At 64.2% G+C, this 20,268-nt stretch carries 19 protein-coding genes; 4 read left to right on the top strand and 15 right to left on the bottom strand.

Translation table 11 applies throughout. From position 1 onward, the window contains the following. Positions 1-233: 233 nt before the first annotated feature. Together HYR72_25520 and HYR72_25525 are read right to left on the bottom strand one after the other, a co-directional pair. Positions 234-1,421, bottom strand: a complete 1,188-nt coding sequence (locus HYR72_25520) for a M20/M25/M40 family metallo-hydrolase (GenBank protein ID MBI1818355.1) — start codon at positions 1,419-1,421, stop codon at positions 234-236. Between the two features lie 46 nt (positions 1,422-1,467). Further along, entirely contained in the window at positions 1,468-1,656 is a 189-nt protein-coding gene (locus HYR72_25525) for a hypothetical protein (protein MBI1818356.1), read from the bottom strand. Positions 1,657-1,730: 74 nt separating this feature from the next. Here HYR72_25525 and HYR72_25530 point away from each other — a divergent pair, with 74 nt between their 5' ends. Continuing rightward, positions 1,731-2,048, top strand: coding sequence for a hypothetical protein (locus HYR72_25530; protein MBI1818357.1), 318 nt, complete (start codon positions 1,731-1,733; stop codon positions 2,046-2,048). Between the two features lie 119 nt (positions 2,049-2,167). Then, positions 2,168-3,442, top strand: coding sequence for a UDP-N-acetylglucosamine 1-carboxyvinyltransferase (gene murA, locus HYR72_25535; GenBank protein ID MBI1818358.1), 1,275 nt, complete (start codon positions 2,168-2,170; stop codon positions 3,440-3,442). 3 nt (positions 3,443-3,445) lie between these two features. Here murA and HYR72_25540 read toward each other — a convergent pair whose 3' ends face one another. The 4 genes from HYR72_25540 to HYR72_25555 form a co-directional block, all read right to left on the bottom strand. Beyond that, complete coding sequence (locus HYR72_25540; GenBank protein MBI1818359.1) at positions 3,446-3,703, bottom strand: DUF4911 domain-containing protein; 258 nt, start codon at positions 3,701-3,703, stop codon at positions 3,446-3,448. Beyond that, the gene (locus tag HYR72_25545) at positions 3,700-5,301 is read right to left on the bottom strand and encodes a PAS domain S-box protein (protein ID MBI1818360.1); all 1,602 of its coding nucleotides are present in this window, start codon (positions 5,299-5,301) and stop codon (positions 3,700-3,702) included. The genes HYR72_25540 and HYR72_25545 overlap by 4 nt, the downstream gene beginning before the upstream one ends. A gap of 327 nt (positions 5,302-5,628) precedes the next feature. Further along, positions 5,629-6,258, bottom strand: a complete 630-nt coding sequence (locus HYR72_25550) for a hypothetical protein (GenBank protein ID MBI1818361.1) — start codon at positions 6,256-6,258, stop codon at positions 5,629-5,631. 46 nt (positions 6,259-6,304) lie between these two features. Beyond that, a complete protein-coding gene (locus tag HYR72_25555) occupies positions 6,305-6,997 on the bottom strand; it encodes a YdcF family protein (GenBank protein MBI1818362.1) in 693 nt (230 codons plus the stop codon). A 55-nt stretch (positions 6,998-7,052) separates the two neighbouring features. Between HYR72_25555 and HYR72_25560 the strand changes: the two genes are divergently transcribed. Both HYR72_25560 and HYR72_25565 read left to right on the top strand, forming a co-directional pair. Continuing rightward, a complete protein-coding gene (locus HYR72_25560) occupies positions 7,053-7,331 on the top strand; it encodes a hypothetical protein (protein ID MBI1818363.1) in 279 nt (92 codons plus the stop codon). Between the two features lie 114 nt (positions 7,332-7,445). Then, positions 7,446-7,814, top strand: coding sequence for a YraN family protein (locus HYR72_25565; protein MBI1818364.1), 369 nt, complete (start codon positions 7,446-7,448; stop codon positions 7,812-7,814). A gap of 33 nt (positions 7,815-7,847) precedes the next feature. On the opposite strand, the gene HYR72_25570 is transcribed toward HYR72_25565, so the two are convergent. The 9 genes from HYR72_25570 to queA form a co-directional block, all read right to left on the bottom strand. After that, a complete protein-coding gene (locus HYR72_25570; GenBank protein ID MBI1818365.1) occupies positions 7,848-10,871 on the bottom strand; it encodes a hypothetical protein in 3,024 nt (1,007 codons plus the stop codon). Positions 10,872-11,308: 437 nt separating this feature from the next. Then, positions 11,309-12,307, bottom strand: coding sequence for a proline iminopeptidase-family hydrolase (locus tag HYR72_25575; GenBank protein MBI1818366.1), 999 nt, complete (start codon positions 12,305-12,307; stop codon positions 11,309-11,311). Positions 12,308-12,483: 176 nt separating this feature from the next. Beyond that, a complete protein-coding gene (locus tag HYR72_25580; GenBank protein MBI1818367.1) occupies positions 12,484-13,179 on the bottom strand; it encodes a hypothetical protein in 696 nt (231 codons plus the stop codon). Between the two features lie 145 nt (positions 13,180-13,324). Next, a complete protein-coding gene (recJ, locus tag HYR72_25585) occupies positions 13,325-15,043 on the bottom strand; it encodes a single-stranded-DNA-specific exonuclease RecJ (GenBank protein MBI1818368.1) in 1,719 nt (572 codons plus the stop codon). A 160-nt stretch (positions 15,044-15,203) separates the two neighbouring features. Next, positions 15,204-16,112, bottom strand: a complete 909-nt coding sequence (gene secF / locus HYR72_25590; protein MBI1818369.1) for a protein translocase subunit SecF — start codon at positions 16,110-16,112, stop codon at positions 15,204-15,206. 3 nt (positions 16,113-16,115) lie between these two features. Continuing rightward, positions 16,116-17,654 (bottom strand): protein translocase subunit SecD, encoded by a 1,539-nt coding sequence (gene secD / locus HYR72_25595; protein MBI1818370.1) that lies wholly within the window; start codon positions 17,652-17,654, stop codon positions 16,116-16,118. 17 nt (positions 17,655-17,671) lie between these two features. Next, positions 17,672-18,022, bottom strand: a complete 351-nt coding sequence (gene yajC / locus HYR72_25600; protein ID MBI1818371.1) for a preprotein translocase subunit YajC — start codon at positions 18,020-18,022, stop codon at positions 17,672-17,674. Continuing rightward, a complete protein-coding gene (gene tgt / locus HYR72_25605) occupies positions 18,019-19,170 on the bottom strand; it encodes a tRNA guanosine(34) transglycosylase Tgt (protein ID MBI1818372.1) in 1,152 nt (383 codons plus the stop codon). The genes yajC and tgt overlap by 4 nt, the downstream gene beginning before the upstream one ends. Beyond that, the gene (gene queA, locus HYR72_25610; protein ID MBI1818373.1) at positions 19,167-20,267 is read right to left on the bottom strand and encodes a tRNA preQ1(34) S-adenosylmethionine ribosyltransferase-isomerase QueA; all 1,101 of its coding nucleotides are present in this window, start codon (positions 20,265-20,267) and stop codon (positions 19,167-19,169) included. The genes tgt and queA overlap by 4 nt, the downstream gene beginning before the upstream one ends. Position 20,268 lies beyond the last annotated feature (1 nt).

The following is a 20,268-nucleotide window of genomic DNA, read 5'->3' on the forward strand; positions in this document are numbered from 1 at the left end:
GACTCGGCACTCCCGATGGGCTCGTGCACAGTTGTGTCGTGCGCCTCACGGCCAACAGCACCGATGTGCCATCGCCGCGTCTGCCTGAGTGTGGGGTGAGGAAGGCTCTCGGAGGCCCAAATGCGAGGGTAATCCTCGCGCCGAACAGTCAGTAGGAACTGCACCATAGTCCCCGCCACCCAGAGTTGCAACCTTCGGTACTGTCTCCACACGTTGCGCGCGTACTCTGCGGATCAGCGCTCGGTCGTGCCTTCGCCCTCGACGCCGTGCGCGTCGATGTCTGCCAGCGCAGCTTGTAGGAAGGCGACGGTCTGCTCCAATGTGCCGGCTTGAATGCGGTCGCGGTTGTCGGCAGCCGAGTGCAGTCCGCGAATCTGCCCATCGCCATTGCGCTGACTGCCGAGGGCGACACTCGGAATTCCGGCGGCGAGGAAACTACGCGCATCCGTGCTCACCGGTTGAATGTCCGGTACCAGGCCCGCGCCAGATACGAGCTGGCGGAGCGCGTGATCGAGAGTGCGCACCAACGTGCCGGACGCATCATAGCGGCGCCACGCCGACCGCTCGCTGACGAAGTAGCTCAGCCCGCGCCCGTATCCCCATCGCTCGCCATTGATGACATAGGTTGGACGCGGCAGCGGCGGCATCAATCGCTCGGCCACGTAGGCCGCCGACCCTTGCAACCCGACTTCCTCGCCGGCGAACAGCACGATCTCGATCTCCGTGTGTTCGAGCGGCGGCTCGCGCCCGCCGAGCTGCTCGGCCAATTTCGTCAGCGTCGCCACCGCGGCCGCATCGTCAAGCGCGCCGGGACTGCGCGCAGACACGATCGCGCCGCCGGACATCATCAAGAGGAAGCCGAAGAAATACAGCGGAACCAACGCCGCCCACATCCGCACGTGTCGCTCGTCATGACCGCTGGCCTGGCGCCACAGCGCCGTGAGCGGCAACGCCAGGGTGATCACCAGTATCGGCACGATGAGAAACTGGATCGGGGCGCGTTGATAATCATCGAGCAGATCCGTCTTAGTATCGTAGTGGGCAGTCAAGATCACCGTGCGCTGCGGCTGCGCGACCGGAAAGCGGGCGATGATGCTGTGCTCACGCACGGCGCCGATGCGGCTCAGCAGCGGCAGCCGCAACTCGTAGTCCAATCCCAGATACGCGGGCAACAGCGCGGCGACGAGCAGCGCCCACACGAAGCGCCGCCGCCACATCAGCACACAGAAGACGACCGACAATGTGAAGCACACCACCCCCGCCAGCCGCGCGGCATAGGGTCGACAGACGAACTCCTGCAACGAGACCTCAGCACCGGCGGCGCGCAAGGTCTTTTCGAGCGCGCTCGCCGCCTCTGTCAGACCGGCGCTGCCGTTCTCGCGCGCCGTCGCCAATCCATCGAGTAGTTGATTGATCGTCATGAGCGTCGCGGCTCACGGAGTTTTCCGCGGCGAGAAAACAACCGGCTCACAACCGCGCGGCGCCGTCGTCGCGTGACTCTTCACAACTGTCGGGCCACGGGTAGGTCACCGCGCCGGTCCAACGATCGAGCACGCCCTCGACATTTTCGCCCGCGAGGATCGGCGTGTAGCGAAAGCTCGCGGCGACAATCGCGGCCGCCGCGACGATCGCGACGGCCAGTAGCAGTTCACGCATGGGCGGACTTCCTAGCACGCAGCACCGCGTTTGCAACGATTGCAATGCGTCCACCTGCTCGGCATGCTGCCGCCATGCGCGTGCTGGTGGGCCTGTGGGTGCCGCTGACATTGCTACTGACCTGGCCCGTGCGCCTCGTCGCGCCGCTCTTCCAGCACGTGGACGCGATAACCCGCAGCGCCCCACCGGCAGTAGTCGATGTCAATCGCCCGCGCACGCCCGACGACTGCGATCGGCAGATCGGCCTCGACTGGTACGGCTCACGCCAGCGCTGCCTGGCCGAGCTGTGCGCCGGCCAGAACGTGTTCAACGAATCCCTCTTCGATGCCGACAACCGCCGCCGAAAAAACCCATGCTATGGACAGAGCCCAACGGAGTACGAGGCACAATAGAGTCTTCGACTGTGAGTTCTTGAGGGGAGAACGCGCACCGTTTCACAAATCGGTCCATGTCTAAAACTCCCCTTGACCCGCTGGCGACGCTGCGATGAAGTACCGCGGGCGAGGGTGGTATGAGTAAGCTGATCATTACCGGCGGACGGCGATTGCGTGGGCGCATCCGCGTGGCAGGGAACAAGAATGCCGCGGCGCCGGTGTTGGCCGCGACGCTGCTCACCGATCAACCGATCCGACTCGGCAACATTCCCGACATCGAAGACGTGCGCGTGTTCGTTGAGATGCTGCGCGCGCTCGGCGCCACCGTCGAGTCTGCGGGTGAGGCCTGGCAGATCAGCACCGCCGCTGTGAGTTCGAGCCGCCCGGACCGGCGCCTCGCGCGCCAGATCCGCATGTCGCTGCTGCTCGCCGGGCCGCTGTTGGCGCGCTTTGGGCGCGTGGCGTTGCCGTTCCCCGGCGGCGACGTAATCGGGCGGCGGCGCGTCGATACGCACTTGCAGGCGCTGCAGGCGCTCGGCGCGTCGGTCGAAGTCACGCGCGAAGGTTATCGCTTGGCGGCCACACGCTTGCGCGGAGCCGAGATCTTTCTCGATGAGATGAGCGTCACCGCCACCGAGAACACCATCCTGGCTGCGGTACTGGCTGAGGGCACTACCCTGATCCGTAACGCGGCCTCGGAACCGCACGTTCAGGACCTCTGCAACTTCCTCGTCAGCCTCGGCGCCCGTATCGTTGGTATCGGCACCAACCTGCTCACCATCGAAGGTGTCACCAGTTTGCGCGGCGGCGAGTTCACGCTCGGTCCGGACTACATCGAGACCGGCAGCTTGATCGGCCTCGCCGCAGCGAGCGGAAGCCAACTCCGGATCGTCGACTGCCGTCCCAGCGATCACGCGATGACGCGCATCATGTATGCCCGCCTCGGTATCCAGTGGAGCGTCGAGGACAATGACATCGTCGTTCCGGAAGGGCAGCGGCTCGAAGTGCTCGACGACTTCGGGCACGCGATTCCAAAAATCGACGATGCGCCGTGGCCGGGCTTTCCGGCCGATCTGATTCCCATCGCGTTAGTGGTCGCCACGCAGGCACGCGGCTCGATCTTGATTCACGAGAAGCTGTTCGAGAGCCGGCTGTATTTCGTCGACCGCCTCATCCAGATGGGCGCGCGCATCGTCCTGTGCGATCCGCATCGCGCGGTGGTGATCGGACCGTCGAAGCTCTACGGGCAAGATCTCGCCTCACCCGACATCCGCGCCGGCATGGCGTTGCTGATTGCCGCACTGTGTGCCGAGGGCCGCAGCGTCATCCGCCATGCGCAGCAGATCGATCGCGGCTACGAACGGATCGATGAACGGCTCGCGGCGATCGGCGCGGATATTCGAAGGGAGTAGCGACTACTCGCTGCCGGTGAACAGCCAGTCGTCGCTCTCGGTCGGGGGCGGGACTTCTTGCCACACACAGTCGAGCGACGCGAGGATCGCGCGGGTGTGCTCCACGGCGTCCGGCACCGCGAGGACGACGATCACCGCGGTCTTGCGATCGACCGTGCGCACGATCGCGACGTCTTCGTAGGACTCGAACACGAACTTGATGAACGCGATGTCGCGGCGCGCCACGCGCAAGAAGATGGGAACGACATCGGTCGTGGTCATCGTGCGGGATCTGCGGGCAACGCCACGCGAAAGGTCGAGCCGACGCCGATTCGGCTGGTCACGTTGATCTCACCACCGAGCAACTCGACCACGCGCTTCACCAAGTAGAGCCCGAGTCCGACGCCGCCGCGCGCGTGTGCGCCTTGGCGGAACATGCCGAAGATCTGCGGGAGGTCCTCGGCGGCGATGCCGGGCCCGCTGTCGGCCACTGTTAACTCCAGCCGCCGCGCGGCCGCATCGTAGCCAATCGTGATGGTGATCGTGCCCGCGCGAGTGAACTTGAGCGCGTTGCTGACGAGATTGCGCACGATGAGCTTCAACTTCTCCGGATCGCTGCAAAACCCCGGCACCGCGTCGGCCTGCCAGCGCAGTGGTACCTGTCCCCAATCCGGATACTCTTCAAACTCGAGCAGCAGCTCAGCCCACAACTGATCGAGACTCACCGGCACCGACTCGATCAGCGAGCGGCCCGCCTCCAATCGGTTGAGGTCGAGCGTCGCGTTGATCAATGCGGCCAAGCTCAACGACGTCGAGCGCATGCGTCGCAAGGCGTCGAGCTGCTCGGCAGTGACGGGTCCGAGCACGCCCTCGATCTGCAAATCGGTATAGCCGATGATGACATTCAGCGGCGTGCGCAAGTCGTGCGACACCGACGCGAGAAAATCACTCTTGAGCCGATCGGCGCGCCGCAGTTCCTCGATCAGTTGCGCGTTCTCCACCGCGACCGCCGCTTGCATGGCGAGAATTTCCGCTCGTTGGCTCAGGCGATCATCGAGGCATCCGGGCGTGTGCGGTTCGTGCAGCGCCAGCACACCTAGCGGCCCTCGCCGTCCGTTGAGCGGCAGGAGCAACACCGTCGGTGGCACGTTCGGCTCCCCGTTGCTGTCGACGGCCATCGTCGTGCCCGTGCGCAGCGTGATCACCAGCGATCCGCCACGATCGAGCGGATAGTGCTCCTGCGACAGGAACGCCGTGGCGCCTTCGCTGGCGACCGGAACCAGGCCGGTCTCGCGCACGAGAAAGAGGCGTGCGGCGCTGACGCCGAGCAAGCGGCGCCCCTGGGAGCAAATCAGGAGACATAGCTCGTCCAGCGTCTGCGCCGCATGCAGCGCCAGCGATACCTCCGCCAAGGTGGCCTGAAACGCGGCGGCTTCGCGCAGCTCGGCATCAGCCATCGTGCGAGCGCTCACGTCGCGCGCAACGCCGACGATCAACGGCAGGCCGTCTTGGCCGTCGATGACCGCCGGCACGAACTCGGCATAGCTCAACGATCCGTCCTTGCGACGAATCGCCATCTCCACCGGGAACTGTAACTCGCCGCCGGCAAGAAACGACGCGATGCGCGCCCCGTTGGCGGCGAAATCTTCCGGTGTGAGCAGGTCGCTGATATTCAGTCGTGGCAGATCGGCTTCCGTGTACCCCGTAGCACGATAGAAGGCCGGATTGACCGCCAGCAACCGCCCGTCGAGATCGTGGACGTAAAACACGTCGCCAGTTTCGTTGAGCAGTCGCCACCACGCCCCGACGGCCGCGGGATCGACGGGCGAGTGCGTCAGAGACAGTTCAGATTTGCGCGCCGGGCGTGCGATCGAATTCACCTTTCATGGGTGCCCGACTAGCGCTAGCGGTCGGCACTTGTCAAAGGCAGCGGCGGCTTCGCACGAAGGAGGAACGATATCCCCGATCGCCATACCGGCGAGAGAGAGAGTGACTGGAAGGTCGCGCGTCGTCGCGACCGCTTCTTCGCCAATGGCGGCGCCGACGACGCGGCGCCCTCCACGAACCGGTTCATGAGCAGAGGCCGCCTTATTCTGGCGGCGTCTCGAAGGGCGTGTACGCGAGAGCATCGACGGTCTCGAAAGTCGGAATCCAGGAGTCACAACCCTCCGGCTTTCGCCGGCATGACGGGGCTAACCATTTCCGCGCTACGGCCGCGCACGGGGCTCGACCGCAATCGCCACCGCTTCGGTGTAGGTGAGTTCGACCAGATCACCGACGCTCAGCAGAACCAGTCGCTCGGGATTGCGGACCTTCACGGGCATCAGCTTCCCTGCCGGACCCTGCAACACAATCATCCCCAGCCGCTCGTTGATTTCCTTGATCGTTCCGGTGACGGTCGCGACACGCGCAATCGCGCCGGCGGGTCTGTCGCCGAGTTGCGCTCGGTCAACCTCCACGCCCAATGCGGCTCCTGGCTGCGCGCCGCCCGCCGGCTTGACCTGGTACGCGATCGATTCGTAGTAGGTAACGGCGACTTCGTCGCCGCTTTTGACCTGATCGAGATTCCGCACGTCGTCACCAACCGCTGTTGTGAACGTCGAGCCGTCCGGCCGCTTGAGGGTCACGTGACGCGTCTTGGGATCGACGTGTTCGACGATCGCCGTGGCCTTCACAACGGTCTCGCCCAAATCTCCACCCAGCTCCTCAGCCGCTGCGCCCGCCGACTGAAACGCGGGGTCCGGTATCGGCGCTATCTGTGGCACTGGCGGTGACGCAGAACATCCCGCCAACAGCATCGCCCCGATTGTCGCTAGTCCAACTCTCCGCTCGCGCATTTCCATTCCTCCCCTTCGCGTCCAACACCGAATCAAACGTCGCCGTTCACGGCGCGACGCGCCATTGCTCCCACACCTTCCACAGGAGCAGCTTCTGATACTCGAAGATCACTCGCCGGACGAAGGCGCGGTGATGCCACCAGGTGGCGGGATCGTAGGTGTCGAAGGGCGACGCACAGACGGTGAACTGCACACTGTTGCCGGCCACCGAGCGAAAAATCATTCCGGCTCGGCGCGCGTGCAGCTTCGACGTCACCAGCAGCACGCGGTGAATGCCGGCGTGGCGCAGGAACGCCACGGCGATTTCTGCTTCGCTGCGCGTGCTCGTCGCATGGCCCGGTGCGGTGACAATCGCGCTTGCCGGCACGCCGAACTGGGTCGCCACGGAAACATTCACATCGTGACGATCGGGGACCTCGACGCCACGGGCGCGTGCTGCCGCCACACCAGGCGCCTCGTCTTCACGCGTCAGCACGATGGCTGGCGCCAAGCCGCCGCGATACAGCTCGACGGCTTCGAGCATCCGGTCGGGCACCGAGCCTGACACCACGACGATGGCTTCGGCGCGATCACGCGGCTCGTCGACGACGAGATACGCCCCGACCGCGGTCAGCAGCGGCTGCCGCATCCACCACGCGGCGACCGCGAGCGCGAGCCACACCATCCCGCCCGCAACGACACCGCCGCGCCAACGCCGGCGATGAATGCGACCCACATTGCTTGGATCCGCTGCCTGCATGGTTGCCGGTCTCTCCGTGTCCTGCTACTGCGCCCCTCGTGATGGGGGTGACCACATGACTCGATTGGCGCTCGCACTAGTGTTGGCGGCGGGTTGCGGCATCGCGACGGCTGCGTCGACCACCGACGAGAAGGCGACCATCAAAACCGAACACGAACGACTCGAGCGCGAGCAAGACCGCGTGCGCAAGGAACAGAAGAAGCTCAACGAAGAAATGCGCGCGCTGCGGCGCGAGGTGCTGCGGCTGCGCCAGCGCGAACGCAGCCTCGCGACGGAGCCCGGCGAAAAGCCGGTGCCACTCGCACCGATGCCGCCACTACCGCCGACGAAATAGTCTCGAACGCACCGCGCGCCATCGCCCATCACGTTTTCTATGGCACAGCGGCCGCGCTGAGCGAAACGCTGCGGTGGTTGCGCCGCGACTTCGCTGTGCCGTATCGTTCGCTGCATGCCCGACGACCGCCAGATACTCGGTGCCGAGGGCGAACGCGCGGCGGAAAAGTTCCTGCGCCGGCATCGCTATCGGATCTTGCAACGCAACTACCGCTGCGCCGCCGGCGAAGTTGACATCGTCGCCCTCGACGGCACTACCGTCGTCTTCGTCGAGGTGAAGACCCGTACGCAAGAAGGTTTTGGAAGCCCACTCGACGCCGTCGACCGCCGCAAGCAAGGCCAACTGGCGCGAGCCGCCAGATACTATCTCAGCGAGCACGCGTTGCACGATCGTGACGCACGCTTCGATGTGGTCGGCGTCTGGTGGGAAGGAGATCGCGTCACCTGCGAGCTGATCCAGAATGCCTTCGACCTACCCGAGTGAGCAGTCCGAGGCGTCATCCATCAGCATCGCACGTCACGCGCACTCGCCGAGCGCGTTGTTGACGCCGACCACTAGTTCATCGACCGTCACGTCGCCGCTCTGATCCCCGTCGAACTCGGGACAGTTCTCCAGTGGCACCGTTCCGAGCGCGATGTTGACGCCCAGCACCAGTTCTTCAACCGTGACCGCGCCGTCATGACCGCAATCGCCAACGCACGCCGGACCACCAGTCGTGGTCGGCGTCGGTGAGGCGCCCGGGGTCGTGGGCGTCGCGGTCGGCGTTGCCCCAGCACCGGCTGTGGTCGCGGTCGGCGACGAGGTGAAGGAGGCCAAGCCGGTCGTAGTTACTGTCGGCGTCGCGATCACCATGCCTGTGGGAGTTCGCGTCGGCGTAGGAGTCTGGGTTGGTGTGGCCGTCGGCGCATCCGGCACGCTCAGATCGATGGCCCACAGCTCGATACCGTGAATCCCGTCGTTCACGACGAAGAAGAGATGATTGGCGGACACCCTGAAGTTGTACCCGGCGATCGCCGCGATAGGCACAGTGCCAGCGTCGGTGCCGTCGCTGCGCCACAGTTGTGTGCCGTGCACGCCATCGTTGGCGTCAAAGTAGAGTGTGCCACTCACATTGGTCAGAGATGACGGAAATGAGTGACCCGCCCCTGGATTGATATCCTTCACCAGCACCGTGCCGGTAGAGGTCCCGTCACTCTTCCACAGCTCGATCCCGGTGGTGCCGTCGTTGGCCGAGAAGAAGAGCGTGCCGTTGACGTTCGTGAAACCCGTTGGATTCGATCCAGTGGCGCCCGGAGCAATATCCTTCACCATCGTCGTGCCGGCGTCAGTCCCATTGCTGCGCCACAGCTCGCTGCCGTTGATTCCGTCGTTCGCCGTGAAGAGCAGCGTGCCGTTCAAATTGACAAGCTCGGCAACCCCGCCGCCGCTACCACCCGGGTGAATGTCTTTCACCAAGACGGTGCCGGCAGGCGTGCCGTCGCTCTTCCACAGGTCTCTGCCGAAACCGCCGTTGAAGGTGGCCACGGTGGTGAAGAAGAGCGTCGTGCCGATCGGAACAAAATTCTTCGGAATCGACGCCAAAGAGCCCGGAGCAATGTCCTTGACTTGAATCGTTCCCGCATCCGTCCCGTCGCTCCTCCAGAGCTCAATGCCGGTGGTGCCATCATCCGCTGTGAAGTAGAGGAGATTGCCGACGGCGGCCATGACGGGCGGAAAGGACGGATTGTCGTTACTGCCGGAGGAACCCGGATGGATATCTTTCACCAGGACTGTGCCGTCGGTCGTGCCATCGGTCTTCCACAGTTCGTAACCGTGGACCTGATCGTTGGCGTAGAAGAACAGCCAACCCCCGGCAATGGTGAAGCTGATCGGTGCAGAGTCGACCGTTCCGGGACGAATATCCTTCACCAACGTCGTACCCGCTTCCGTGCCGTCGCTCTTCCACAACTCGCGGCCGTGGGTGAATTCGATCGCGGAAAAAAACAGCGCTCCGTTGAATACCGTCAATCCCGCAGGTGGTGAGGTATTCGGCGGCTGGATGTCCTTGACTTGCATCGTGCCGGCATCGCTGCCGTCGCTCGTCCATAGATCGTACTCGGGGACACGTTGACTGGCGTCGCCGGCGTTCCTAGCCGAGAAGAAAAGTTTGCCCGCGAAGTTCGTGAGCGAGTCCGGAATACTGTCGGCCGTTCCGGGATAGACATCCTTGACCAGATGCGTGCCGGCATCCGTTCCGTCGCTCGTCCACAGCTCCGTGGCGCTCAGCGGATCGGTCGCGGCAAAGAACAGCCGACCATTGGCAACGATGAGATTGGACGGGTTGGAGTTCGCCGCGCCGGGATAGATGTCTTTCACCAATACGGTTCCGTTCACGGTCCCATCGCTCTTCCACAGCTCGGTCCCGTGCGTGCTGTCGCTGTTCACAAAGAATACCGTGCTGCCCAATTTCGAGAACGAGCCGGCAGCGCTAGATTGAATGGATCCGTGATTAGTGAGGGGGATGGTCCCGGCTTCCGTCCCGTCGCTCTTCCACAAATCGGAGCCCGTCGCGCTAAACGCCGCGAAGAACAGCGTGCCGTTTACGTCCGTAAACGCGAATGGGCTTTGGGCGAAGCTCTTCACCACCACCGTGCCGGTGGTCGTACCGTCACTCTTCCACAGGCCCGATGTCGTCTGGTCAACCGCCGCGCTGAAGAAGAAAGTACTACCGACAGCGCCCGCTCCGTAGGCAATTGGGAAGAGAGGGAAATTCGCAATCGCGTTGGTACCGCCGGTGGTGCCGTCGCTCACCCACAAGTCGAAGGTCGAACCGTTCGCCCCCAACGTCTGAAAAAAGAGCAAGTTGCCCGCCGCACTCAGACCGCTTGGTCCCACTCGAAGCAGGTTCGGCGGGAAGCTCTGCAGAAGTACAGTACCGGCGTCGGTGCCGTCGCTCTTCCACAGACCAAAGCCGGTGCCGACACGCGCCACGAACAAGAGCGCTCCGCCGACGTTGACGAGACCCGAAGGGAACGAACCTAGCCCACCGGGCACGATATCTTTCACTAGAACGGTTCCGGCTTCAGTGCCGTCGCTCTTCCACAACTCGTTGCCGCTCACGCCGTCGCTGCCACTGAAGTACAGCACCCCGTTGACGTTGGTGAGGCTGTTCGGAATGATCGTCTTCACTAGCACCGTACCGTTGCTCGTGCCGTCGCTCTTCCACAAACCCACGTGCGTTGCGTCCACCGTGGCGCTGAAGAAGAGGGTGCCGTTCACGTTGATGAACCCACTAGGCCTCGATTCGCCATTGGGGTTGATGTCTTTGACGAGCACCGTGCCTTGCGCGGTGCCGTCGCTCTTCCACAGCTCGACGCCGTGCACACCGTCGTTGCCGGCGAAGAATACCGTGTCACCGACCGCCCCGGTATCCGCCACGCCGATCCCGCTCGGTTGCGGATTGATGTCCTTGACCAGGTAGGGTGCCGACGCGCCGTGTGCGAGCAACGGAGTGCCGAGAGCCAGCGTCAGGGCAATCAGAGCCACGCGCAGTTGAATCATTCCTTCCTCCTGCAGATCGACTCGAACCGACTGCGACCGCACCCATGCGCCACCACGACCCCGTACAGACACAGCCGCGGCTCTTGTATCCTCAAGCAGCGTCGTTTTTCCAGTACGAAACAACGACGGCCCAGACGGCTCAGCTCTTACTCGCGCCGGAAGGCGTACGCGCATGCCGGCGCGCATCGCGTCGTTCTGTGGGCGCTCGCCGACGAGTGCGCTCAACTGGAAGTGTTCCGCAAGCGCGTCGTGCCACTGCTCGATGGTTAACGGACGTAGGCTGACGTGAGGGGTCCGCCTGCGTGCCGTGACCGGTGAGTCTCGATCGTGATCCGTAGCTCCGACGCCATCCTGTGCGATCGGCGGCTTGCTGGGCGAGATGCGATTGCTCACGTTGCTCGCACGCTTACGATTTATCTCTCCGCGACGAGCACCGCTCAAGGTGCCGCCGCACGCTGTTCCGCGCGATGAATGAAATCGCGTACCACCTTGAGGTATTTGTCCGACTCTTCGAAGAACGGCGTGTGGGCACTCTTCTCGAAGATCACCATCTCTGACCCCGGCAGCGCGTTGTGGCACAACGCGGTCGCACGCGGGCTGGTCTCGTCGAAGCGCCCCGCGATGTAGAGGGCAGGAGATTTGATTTCCTTCAGGCGCGCGGTCTGGTCCCAGTCTTTCAGGTTTCCGGTGCAGGTGAACTCGTTGGGACCCTGCATCGTGACGTAGACCGCTTCGTTGGCTCCAGCGAACGCGCGTTCGAGGGCGTCGGGCCACACCGCAAGCCTGCACACATGCCGCTTGTAATACTCGAGGACGGCGCTCTGGTATTCGGGGCACTGGGTGTATCCGCCCGCTTCGTGACGGTCCAGGGTGGCGCGCGTAGCGGCGGGAAGTTCCTTGCGATAGGTGGCCGCGTCGCGCGACCATTCGGGGAACGAGCACAATGGGTTGGAGAAGATCAGACTCACGACACCATCGGGCTGCGTGAGTGCATAGTCGGTCAGCAGCATCGAGCCCCACGACTGCCCGAGAATATGCGCGCGCTTCAATCCGAGCGCACTGCGAAGTTCTGCGAGCTCCTCGACGAAGCGGTCGATCGTCCACAGCGACTTGTCATCCGGGTGATCTGATTTTCCCGAGCCGAGTTGGTCGTAGAAGACCACCGGTCTTTCGTGGCACAACACGCCAATCGGTTCCAGGTAGTCATGCGTGAATCCTGGGCCGCCATGCAGTACGATCAGCGGCGTCGCATCGCCGTCACCAACAATTTCGTACCAGACCTTGCCGCCCGTGACAGTGACGGAGCCCTCTCGCACCGCGCATCCGAACGGGAATTGTGAATTCTCCGCCCAGGCGATGCTTGCGAGCGTGGAAAGGCTCACCACCAGGATCACTAGCAGCGCTCTCGTCGTCGGGCGCGAGCACTCACTGAACATTGGGTTTTCCTTTCCAGAACTTGAGCGCTTATCGCGCACGCGCGAACTCAACTCAAGGGCGATCGCCTCCGGAGCACTCGGTCAACGGACGACCGTGCCGCAAGGCGGCACGATTCGCCGCCTTCACGGTTCTTCGACACTCCGGTTCGTGTCTTCGACAAGTGCTGAACGGAAGTTCAGCGTGCCCATTGTGTGCCGGGCGGGGTGTCGCAGGGGCCGCCGATACGTTCAAGCGTCACCATGAGGTCGCCGAGGTCCGGACGATGCCACAGCATGTGGCCGTCGGCATCGAGTCTGCGTGTGATCTCAATGGGGAAGCGTGGCGGTCGCAACACGAACACACCATTCTCATACGTGGCGGCCACGTTGATCGGGGTCTTGAAGTCGAATGCGGACACATCGTGGATGCCGTTCTCCTCGGTGCCGTCGGCCCGCGCGTCGGCAATCGTCCCGCCCCCGATGTCAACGATTCGGTTGCCACACTGCTCGATGCGCTCCACGTAGGCGTAGATAGGGTGACCCGCTGGCACGGGCTTGCGAACCCGCTCGACGCCCAGCGTCTTCCAGAAGAGAAACCGTACGATCGAAAAAAGCCTAGAGGAAGGCTTGGAGGAAGTCTCGTCGGCCCACTCGGCGCGCAGCGTCCGCCAGAGCCCGCGCAGATCGGGCGCGCCCTTCACGATCGGCTCGGTGCACGTGGCAAGAACCGGCTTGGGAAACTTGTCTCCGTAGCCGCTCGGCGGGGTGTGGGCCACTGGGATGTCGTTCACCGACACGGCCCGCCCAGCAGTCGTCGAGGTATTCGAGGCGTCGGCGTCGCTGATTGGCGGGCACTCAAGCTTCGGTTCTGTGGACGCGTGGGCAGTCGTCATGGAGGCGCACACCATAGCTGCGCCGAGCAGAAGGTGTTGTGGAATACGCATAGGGACAGTGCGCTACCGCCGATCCTGGAACGGACTCCGGGAATTCGCAAGTGTGCGCCCGCTACGCACCGCGCCGACGCTTCGGCTTGCCTGCCTATCCGTTCGAGTCCCGCGCGAGCCGTATATCGCGCAGTCGCAACTGCAAGCGCGTCTCGCCGTTCCACTCGTCTTGCTGCGGTGAGTACAGAAGATCGACGGTCGCGCCTTCTGGCACGTCGCGGTCGGCCATTCCGAAACCGATCGCACCAATGCCGCGGCCGTCGTGTTTGAGGTAGAGCCGCAAATGGTTCTCGCCGACGATCTTGCGCGAGGCCACCGTCGCGCCGCGCGTGCAAAAGATCGGCTCGGGGTTGCCCATGCCGAATGGTTCGAGTCGATCGAGATCGTCCATCAAGGGCTGATCGATATCGCGAAACGAGAGTTCGGCATCGACGGTGGTCTCCGGCACGAACTGCTCGGCGCGGGTGCGCGCGCGCACCGCCTCCTCGAACAACCCGGCGAAGTCGTCGACCTGCTCGGCGCGAATGCTCAACCCCGCGGCCATGCGATGACCGCCGAATCCTTCCAAGACCTCGCGGCAGGCGCCCATGGCTTCGTGCAAATTGAAGCCGCGGATGCTGCGGCCTGAGCCGCGCCCGATGCCGGTGTCGAGATTCACCGCGATCAGGATCGTCGGCCGGTAGTAACGCTCGACCAAGCGCGACGCGACGATGCCGATCACGCCGGGGTGCCAGTCTTCCGATGCCAGCACGATGCTGCGACGCTCGGCGAAGTCGGGGGTCGCCTCGACCTGCGCGATCGCGTCGTTGAGGATCTCGACCTCGATGGTCTGCCGTGCGCGGTTCTCTTGATCGAGTTCTTGCGCCAGTTGTTCGGCCCGCGCCTTGTCCGTGGTGGTGAGCAATTCCACCGAGCGCGTCGCGTCGGCGAGTCGTCCGCCGGCGTTGAGCCGCGGCGCGAGCCGAAAGCCCACTGTGCCGGTCGTGACATCCGCCACGCCGCTCACCGTCTTCAACGCAATGATGCCCGGCCGCACGGACTGCGTCAGCTCACGCAGCCCATGCTTCACCAAGACGCGGTTTTCTTCGACGATCGGAACGATGTCGGCGATGGTCCCGAGCGTCACCAAATCGAGATAGCGGCGCAGGTCCGGGACTGCGGCACCGGACTCACGCAGACGCATCCGCACACCGAGCGCAAGATAGAAGGCAACGCCCGCGCCACACAGCCCGGCGAATGGAAAGCCGCTGTCGGGTTCGATCGGATTCAACACCGCGTGCGCCGGCAGCGGCGTGCCCGACACTTGGTGGTGATCGCACACGATCGCGTCCATCCCTAACTCGCGTGCGAGCGCTAGCTCTCGGTGCGCAACGCCACCGCAGTCGACGGTGATCATCACGCGCGCGCCCTGCTCGGCCAAGCGGCGCACGCCGGGCTCGGTCACGCCGTAGCCATCATTCAAGCGATGGGGGATATGCAGCACCGGCTCGTGACCGAGCGCGCGCAGGAAGGTGACCAGGATCGCGCTACCGCTGATGCCATCGACGTCGTAGTCACCGTAGATGCCGATGCGTTCGCTAGCGTTCACGGCGGCAACGACGCGCTCGGCGGCGCGTCCCATGTCGCGGAACAGCATCGGCGAGCGCAGATGCTCGGCCAGCTTAGAAGTGAGAAACGCGCTCGCCGCTTCGGGTGTGATCACGTCGCGGTTGACCAGCAGGCGCGCCAGCAGCGGCGACACGCCCAGCGCGCCGCACAACTCCGCTTCCGGCTCGGGCCGGCGCGGAACGAGCATCCAGCGCCGGGCCGGCATCAGCCTTCCAATTTAGGTTCCCTCTCCCTCGGGGCCCCCGGGGAGACGGTTAGGGTGAAGGAAGCAAAGCAGCGCCGGTGCTCACATACCCTCACCCCCGCCGTCGCCCAAAGGGAGAGGGAGTCGGAGCCGAGCAGCGCCGCCGCGTACATTTGAACGACTACCGCTTCCCTCGTCCAGCGGGGGCGCGCTCGAATGCCAGCACGATCGGGCTGGCGATGAAGATCGATGAGTACGTTCCGGTGATGAAGCCGATCACCAGCGCAAAGGCGAAGCCGTTGATGACGCTGCCGCCGAGGAAGTAGAGCGCCAACGTCACCAGCAACGCCGTGCCCGAAGTCAGGATGGTACGGCTGAGTGTTTCGTTGATGGAGCTGTTGATGATCTGCGCCATCGACTCGCGCCGACTCTTGCGCATGTTCTCGCGAATGCGGTCGGAGACGATCACCGTGTCATGCACCGAGTAGCCGACCACCGTGAGCAGCGCGGCGACGATCGTCAGATCGATCTCGTAGTGCATCACCACCAGCGCGCCGAGCGTGATCAGCACGTCGTGCACCAGCGCCACCGCGGCACCGACGCCGAAGCGCCACTGAAAGCGAAGCCAGATATACGACGCCATCATCATGGTCGAGAAGCACACCGCCAGGATGGCCTTGCGGCGCAAATCACTGCCGACGCGCGGGCCGACCGACTCGACGCGCAGCACTTCGACTTGGCCCTGACCGAATTTGGAACTGAGACTGTCGGTGATTTGCACCGCCGCCTTCGCCGTCTCCTCTCCGGTCATCGGCAAGCGGATCAGAAACTCGCCGGCCGCGCCAAAGTCCTGGATCGTGACGTCACCGAATTCAGCGCTCGCCAGGGCACCACGCACATCGCTGACCGACGGCGGGGTCTTGAACTTCACCTGCATAACCGTGCCGCCGGAAAAATCGACGCCGTAGTTCGGGCCGCCCCGCGCGATCAAGAACAGCACGACGGCGAGATTGAGGATGGTCGAGACGATGACCGCATAGTAGCGGATGCCAACGAAATCGAAATTGGTGCCGGGTTTGATCAGTTCCATGGCTTACACACTCACGGTCTGCAGCCGTCGTTGGCTGAGCAAGTAGTCATACACCACGCGCGTTCCGACCACCGCGGTGAACAAGCTGGTCGCGATGCCGATGCAGAGCGTGACGGCAAAGCCCTTCACCGGCCCGGAGCCGAACTGGAACAGGATGATACCGGAGAGGAACGTCGTCGTATTGGAGTCGAGAATGGCCGGGAGCGCCCGCTTGTATCCGGCGTCGATCGCGGCGCGCGCGGTCTTACCCAGGCGCAGCTCCTCACGGATGCGCTCGTTGATCAGCACGTTCGCATCCACCGCCATACCCAAGGTGAGCACGATGCCGGCGATGCCGGGCAACGTCAGGGTTGCGCCGAGCGCGGCCAGCGCGGCCAGAGAGAACAACACGTTGAGTACCAGCGCGGAGTCGGCGATCACCCCCGCACCCTTGTAGTACACCAGCATGAACACGACGACGAGGCTGCCACCGACAACGAACGAGAGCACGCCCTGTCGAATGGAATCCTTGCCGAGTGAAGGGCCGACAGTCCGCTCTTCGGCGGGATGGACGGGAGCCGGCAACGCGCCGGTGCGCAGCACCAGCGCGAGATCGCGCGCTTCCTTCAGTTCGAAGTTACCGGTGATGATTCCGCGCTCGCTGATGCGATCGTTGATGCGCGGGGCCGACTGCACCACCCCGTCGAGGATGATCGCCAGTTGGCGACCGACGTTGTTGCCGGTGAGTTCTTCGAAGATTTTGGCGCCGCGCGGGTTCAACTCGAACTCGACGTGTGCCCCTTGCGTGGCGGTCGGGGGACGCGGCCGGGCATTGCTGATGGCGTCTCCGGTCATCAGCGTACGGGGCTCGACTTTAATCTCACTGCGCGTGACCCGCCCGGTGACGGCGTCGCGATCGTGCAACGGCATCGTGACCGCGCCGGCAGCCGACGCATCCTTGGGGACGAGTTTGAACTCGAGCAGCGCGGTCTTACCGATGAGCGCCTTGGCGCGTTCGGGATCCTGGATGCCGGGCAACTGCACCAGAATGTCGCGATCGCCTTCGCGCTGGACAATCGGCTCGGCGACACCGAACTGATCGACGCGGTTGCGCATGATTTCGAGCGATTGGTCGAGGGCGCTCTCGCGGATGTCGCGGATCGTCACCTTCGTCATTCTCGCACGGACGACGCCCTCGCTGCTGTCGGTTTCGATCGAGAGATTGGGGAAGTGATCGGAGATCACTTTCTCCAGCGCGTCCTTCTTGGCCGGGTCGCTGAGCTGGGCGGTGATGATTTCGTTCTGCACGCTCACGCTGCTGAGGCCGATCTGCTCGTTCTTCGCGTCAGTCTTCAGTTCGTCGGCCGCGCGTTCGAGATGATTCTCGATCGCCTTGTCGACATCCACGGTGTAGACCAAGTGCGTCCCACCTTGGAGATCGAGGCCGAGCCGAATTGGGGCGGGCAAGAACCCGGGCCAACCATCGGGCTTCGCGCCGAAGTAAGTCGGCACCAACATCACCACCGCGGCCACGATCATGGCCGCGACGAGTCCTATCCGCATCCACAGATTTTGCGAGTTCACTTGTCTTTATCCTTCGCCTTGGGGTCGTCTTTCGACTTCGGTTCGTCTTTACGCGCAAGCGAAGCGATCTGCGGCCGATCGACGCGTACACGCACGTTGGGAGCGACTTCGAGCGTTACGATCTGGGTTTCGATGGTGATCACGCGCCCGTACAAGCCACCGGTGGTGATCACCTCATCGTTCTTCTTGAGATTCTCGAGCATCAGGCGATGCTCCTTCTGCTTCTGTTGCTGCGGGCGGATCAGCAAGAAGTAGAAGACGACGAACACCAGCAGCAGCGGCGCGAAGCTCACCAACGCCGGCGGCGCGCCACCCGGTCCGGCCTGTGCCCAGGCGGTATCGATCATGCATCTGCTCCCTGTTCGAGGCGCGCGATGCGCGCGGTGGCCCATTCGGCAAAGCTACCCGCCGCGATCTGCGCCCGCATCTGGCGCATCAAGTCGAGATAGAAGTGGAGGTTGTGCAGCGAGTTGAGCTGCGGGCCGAGCATCTCGCGGCTCGCCGCCAAGTGGCGGAGGTAGGCGCGCGAGAAGGTGCGGCAGGCGTAGCAGCCGCAGCTCGCGTCCACCGGTTCGGGATCGCGCGCGTAACGCGCCAGGCGGATGTTCATCGGACCGTCCCACGTAAACAGCATGCCGTTGCGCCCGTTGCGCGTCGGCATGACACAATCGAACAGGTCGTAGCCCATTCCGACGAAGCGGATGAGGTCCTCCGGCCGGCCGACGCCCATCAGGTAGCGCGGCGCACGGGCCGGCAAAGCGGCCGCAGTCGCCGCAGCCACGTCGCGAGTCATTTCCACAGCTTCTCCCACACTCAATCCGCCCACCGCATAGCCTGGAAACCCCAGCGCGACAAGTTCCGCAGCGCACTGTTCGCGCAGATCGCCAAACACACCGCCTTGCACGATCCCGAATAGGACCTGGCCCTCGTTCAGCGCCACGGTCTGCGAACGGCCGGCCCACCGGAGCGTGCGCGCCATCGCACGTTGGGCATCGGCGCGAGCGACCGGTGCCGGGAGGCACTCATCGAGTGGCATGAGGATATCGACACCCAGGCGCAGTTGAATCGTGATGACGTCTTCCGGACGCAGGGCGAGCTTGGCGCCATCGATGTGCGAGCGGAACTCCACGCCCTCTTCGCTCACTTTGCGCAGCGGTGCCAGGCTGAAGACCTGATAGCCGCCACTGTCGGTGAGGATCGGACCGTTCCACCCCATGAAGCGGTGCAACCCCCCCTGCCCTTCGATCAACTCGACGCCCGGACGCAACGCCAAGTGATACGCATTGGCGAGAATGATCTGTGCGCCGATCTCGCCGAGTTGCGAGGGCGTGATGCCCTTGACCGTTCCCGCCGTCGCCACCGGCATGAAGTTCGGCGTCGACACCAGGCCGTGCGCGGTGGTGAGCGTTCCGCAGCGGGCGGTGCGCCCGTCACCGGGTTGATCGACGGCAAAGAACGGCGGAGCGCTGGCGGCGGTGGGCACGGCGCAGCTCATTGAATCAACATCGCATCGCCGTAGCTGTAGAATCGGTAGCGCTGCCGCACGGCATCTTCGTACACGGCGAGCGTTTGCTCGCGGCCGGCGAACGCACTGACGAGTGCCAGCAACGTCGACCCCGGCAAATGAAAATTGGTGAACAGCGCATCGATCACGCGAAAGCGATGACCGGGGCGAATGAACTGATCCGCCCAGCGCGCGCCGGCGCGCAGCGTACCCGCCGCGTCAACCGAAGACTCCAGGGCGCGCGTCGTCGTCGTACCGACCGCCACGATGCGTCGGCCATCGCGGCGCGTCTCGGTGATCCGCGCCGCCGTCGCCTCGGGAATCTCGCACCACTCGGCGTCCATGACATGATCGTTCAAGTCATCGCCCCGCACCGGCAGAAACGTTCCCGGTCCGACGTGGAGCGTCACGAAGACGGTCGCGGCGCCCACTGCACGCAAGCCATTGAGCAGCGCGGGCGTGAAGTGCAAGCCCGCCGTCGGCGCGGCAATCGCACCGGGCTGCGACGCGTACACTGTTTGATAGCGCTCACGATCGAACGGCAGCGGTCCGTCCGGCCGCTTGATGTACGGCGGCAACGGCACTTCACCGTGCGCGGCGAGGAGCGCGAGCACATCGTCAGTGTCGAAGGTGACATCGTAGCGACCGTCGCCGTGAGCGGCGCAAACAACCGCCGACGCGGCATCAGCGAAGCGCAGTTCAACGCCCGGCCGCAGTCGCTTGCTCGGTCGCCCCAGGCACTCCCACTCCGCCCCCTCTCCCTCTGGGAGAGGGCTGGGGTGAGGGCTTCTTCGCCAAATCACGAGCAGCTCGACGGCGGCGCCGGCGCTGGTTCGGCCGTACAGACGCGCCGGGATGACCTTGGTGTCGTTGAACACGAACACGTCGCCCGGGCGAACGAAACGAGCGAGGTCGGCGACGTGCGTGTGCGTGCGCGCAGCCGAGCCGCGATCCCAGACCAAAAGACGCGCCTGCGAACGACCTACTGCCGGTTCCTGAGCGATCAATTCGGGAGGCAGGTCGAACTGGAAGTCGCCGAGAGAGAGGCGGGACGGTTCGGCACCGGCGATGTGAACAGCACTCTGCATT

Source organism: Deltaproteobacteria bacterium (assembly GCA_016178705.1).
Taxonomy (GTDB): Bacteria; Desulfobacterota; Binatia; order HRBIN30; family JACQVA1; genus JACOST01.

What these genes read in the sequence shown, in the direction of transcription:
- HYR72_25565 (MBI1818364.1), top strand. Translation starts at nt 7,446, where the DNA reads ATGCCCGACGACCGCCAGATACTCGGTGCCGAGGGCGAACGCGCGGCG.
- tgt (MBI1818372.1), bottom strand. Translation starts at nt 19,170, where the DNA reads ATGAGCTGCGCCGTGCCCACCGCCGCCAGCGCTCCGCCGTTCTTTGCC.
- HYR72_25540 (MBI1818359.1), bottom strand. Translation starts at nt 3,703, where the DNA reads ATGACCACGACCGATGTCGTTCCCATCTTCTTGCGCGTGGCGCGCCGC.
- HYR72_25575 (MBI1818366.1), bottom strand. Translation starts at nt 12,307, where the DNA reads ATGTTCAGTGAGTGCTCGCGCCCGACGACGAGAGCGCTGCTAGTGATC.
- murA (MBI1818358.1), top strand. Translation starts at nt 2,168, where the DNA reads ATGAGTAAGCTGATCATTACCGGCGGACGGCGATTGCGTGGGCGCATC.
- yajC (MBI1818371.1), bottom strand. Translation starts at nt 18,022, where the DNA reads ATGATCGATACCGCCTGGGCACAGGCCGGACCGGGTGGCGCGCCGCCG.
- HYR72_25525 (MBI1818356.1), bottom strand. Translation starts at nt 1,656, where the DNA reads ATGCGTGAACTGCTACTGGCCGTCGCGATCGTCGCGGCGGCCGCGATT.
- secF (MBI1818369.1), bottom strand. Translation starts at nt 16,112, where the DNA reads ATGGAACTGATCAAACCCGGCACCAATTTCGATTTCGTTGGCATCCGC.
- HYR72_25550 (MBI1818361.1), bottom strand. Translation starts at nt 6,258, where the DNA reads ATGCGCGAGCGGAGAGTTGGACTAGCGACAATCGGGGCGATGCTGTTG.
- HYR72_25555 (MBI1818362.1), bottom strand. Translation starts at nt 6,997, where the DNA reads ATGCAGGCAGCGGATCCAAGCAATGTGGGTCGCATTCATCGCCGGCGT.
- HYR72_25570 (MBI1818365.1), bottom strand. Translation starts at nt 10,871, where the DNA reads ATGATTCAACTGCGCGTGGCTCTGATTGCCCTGACGCTGGCTCTCGGC.
- HYR72_25580 (MBI1818367.1), bottom strand. Translation starts at nt 13,179, where the DNA reads ATGACGACTGCCCACGCGTCCACAGAACCGAAGCTTGAGTGCCCGCCA.
- HYR72_25530 (MBI1818357.1), top strand. Translation starts at nt 1,731, where the DNA reads ATGCGCGTGCTGGTGGGCCTGTGGGTGCCGCTGACATTGCTACTGACC.
- queA (MBI1818373.1), bottom strand. Translation starts at nt 20,267, where the DNA reads ATGCAGAGTGCTGTTCACATCGCCGGTGCCGAACCGTCCCGCCTCTCT.
- secD (MBI1818370.1), bottom strand. Translation starts at nt 17,654, where the DNA reads ATGCGGATAGGACTCGTCGCGGCCATGATCGTGGCCGCGGTGGTGATG.
- HYR72_25560 (MBI1818363.1), top strand. Translation starts at nt 7,053, where the DNA reads ATGACTCGATTGGCGCTCGCACTAGTGTTGGCGGCGGGTTGCGGCATC.
- HYR72_25520 (MBI1818355.1), bottom strand. Translation starts at nt 1,421, where the DNA reads ATGACGATCAATCAACTACTCGATGGATTGGCGACGGCGCGCGAGAAC.
- recJ (MBI1818368.1), bottom strand. Translation starts at nt 15,043, where the DNA reads ATGCCGGCCCGGCGCTGGATGCTCGTTCCGCGCCGGCCCGAGCCGGAA.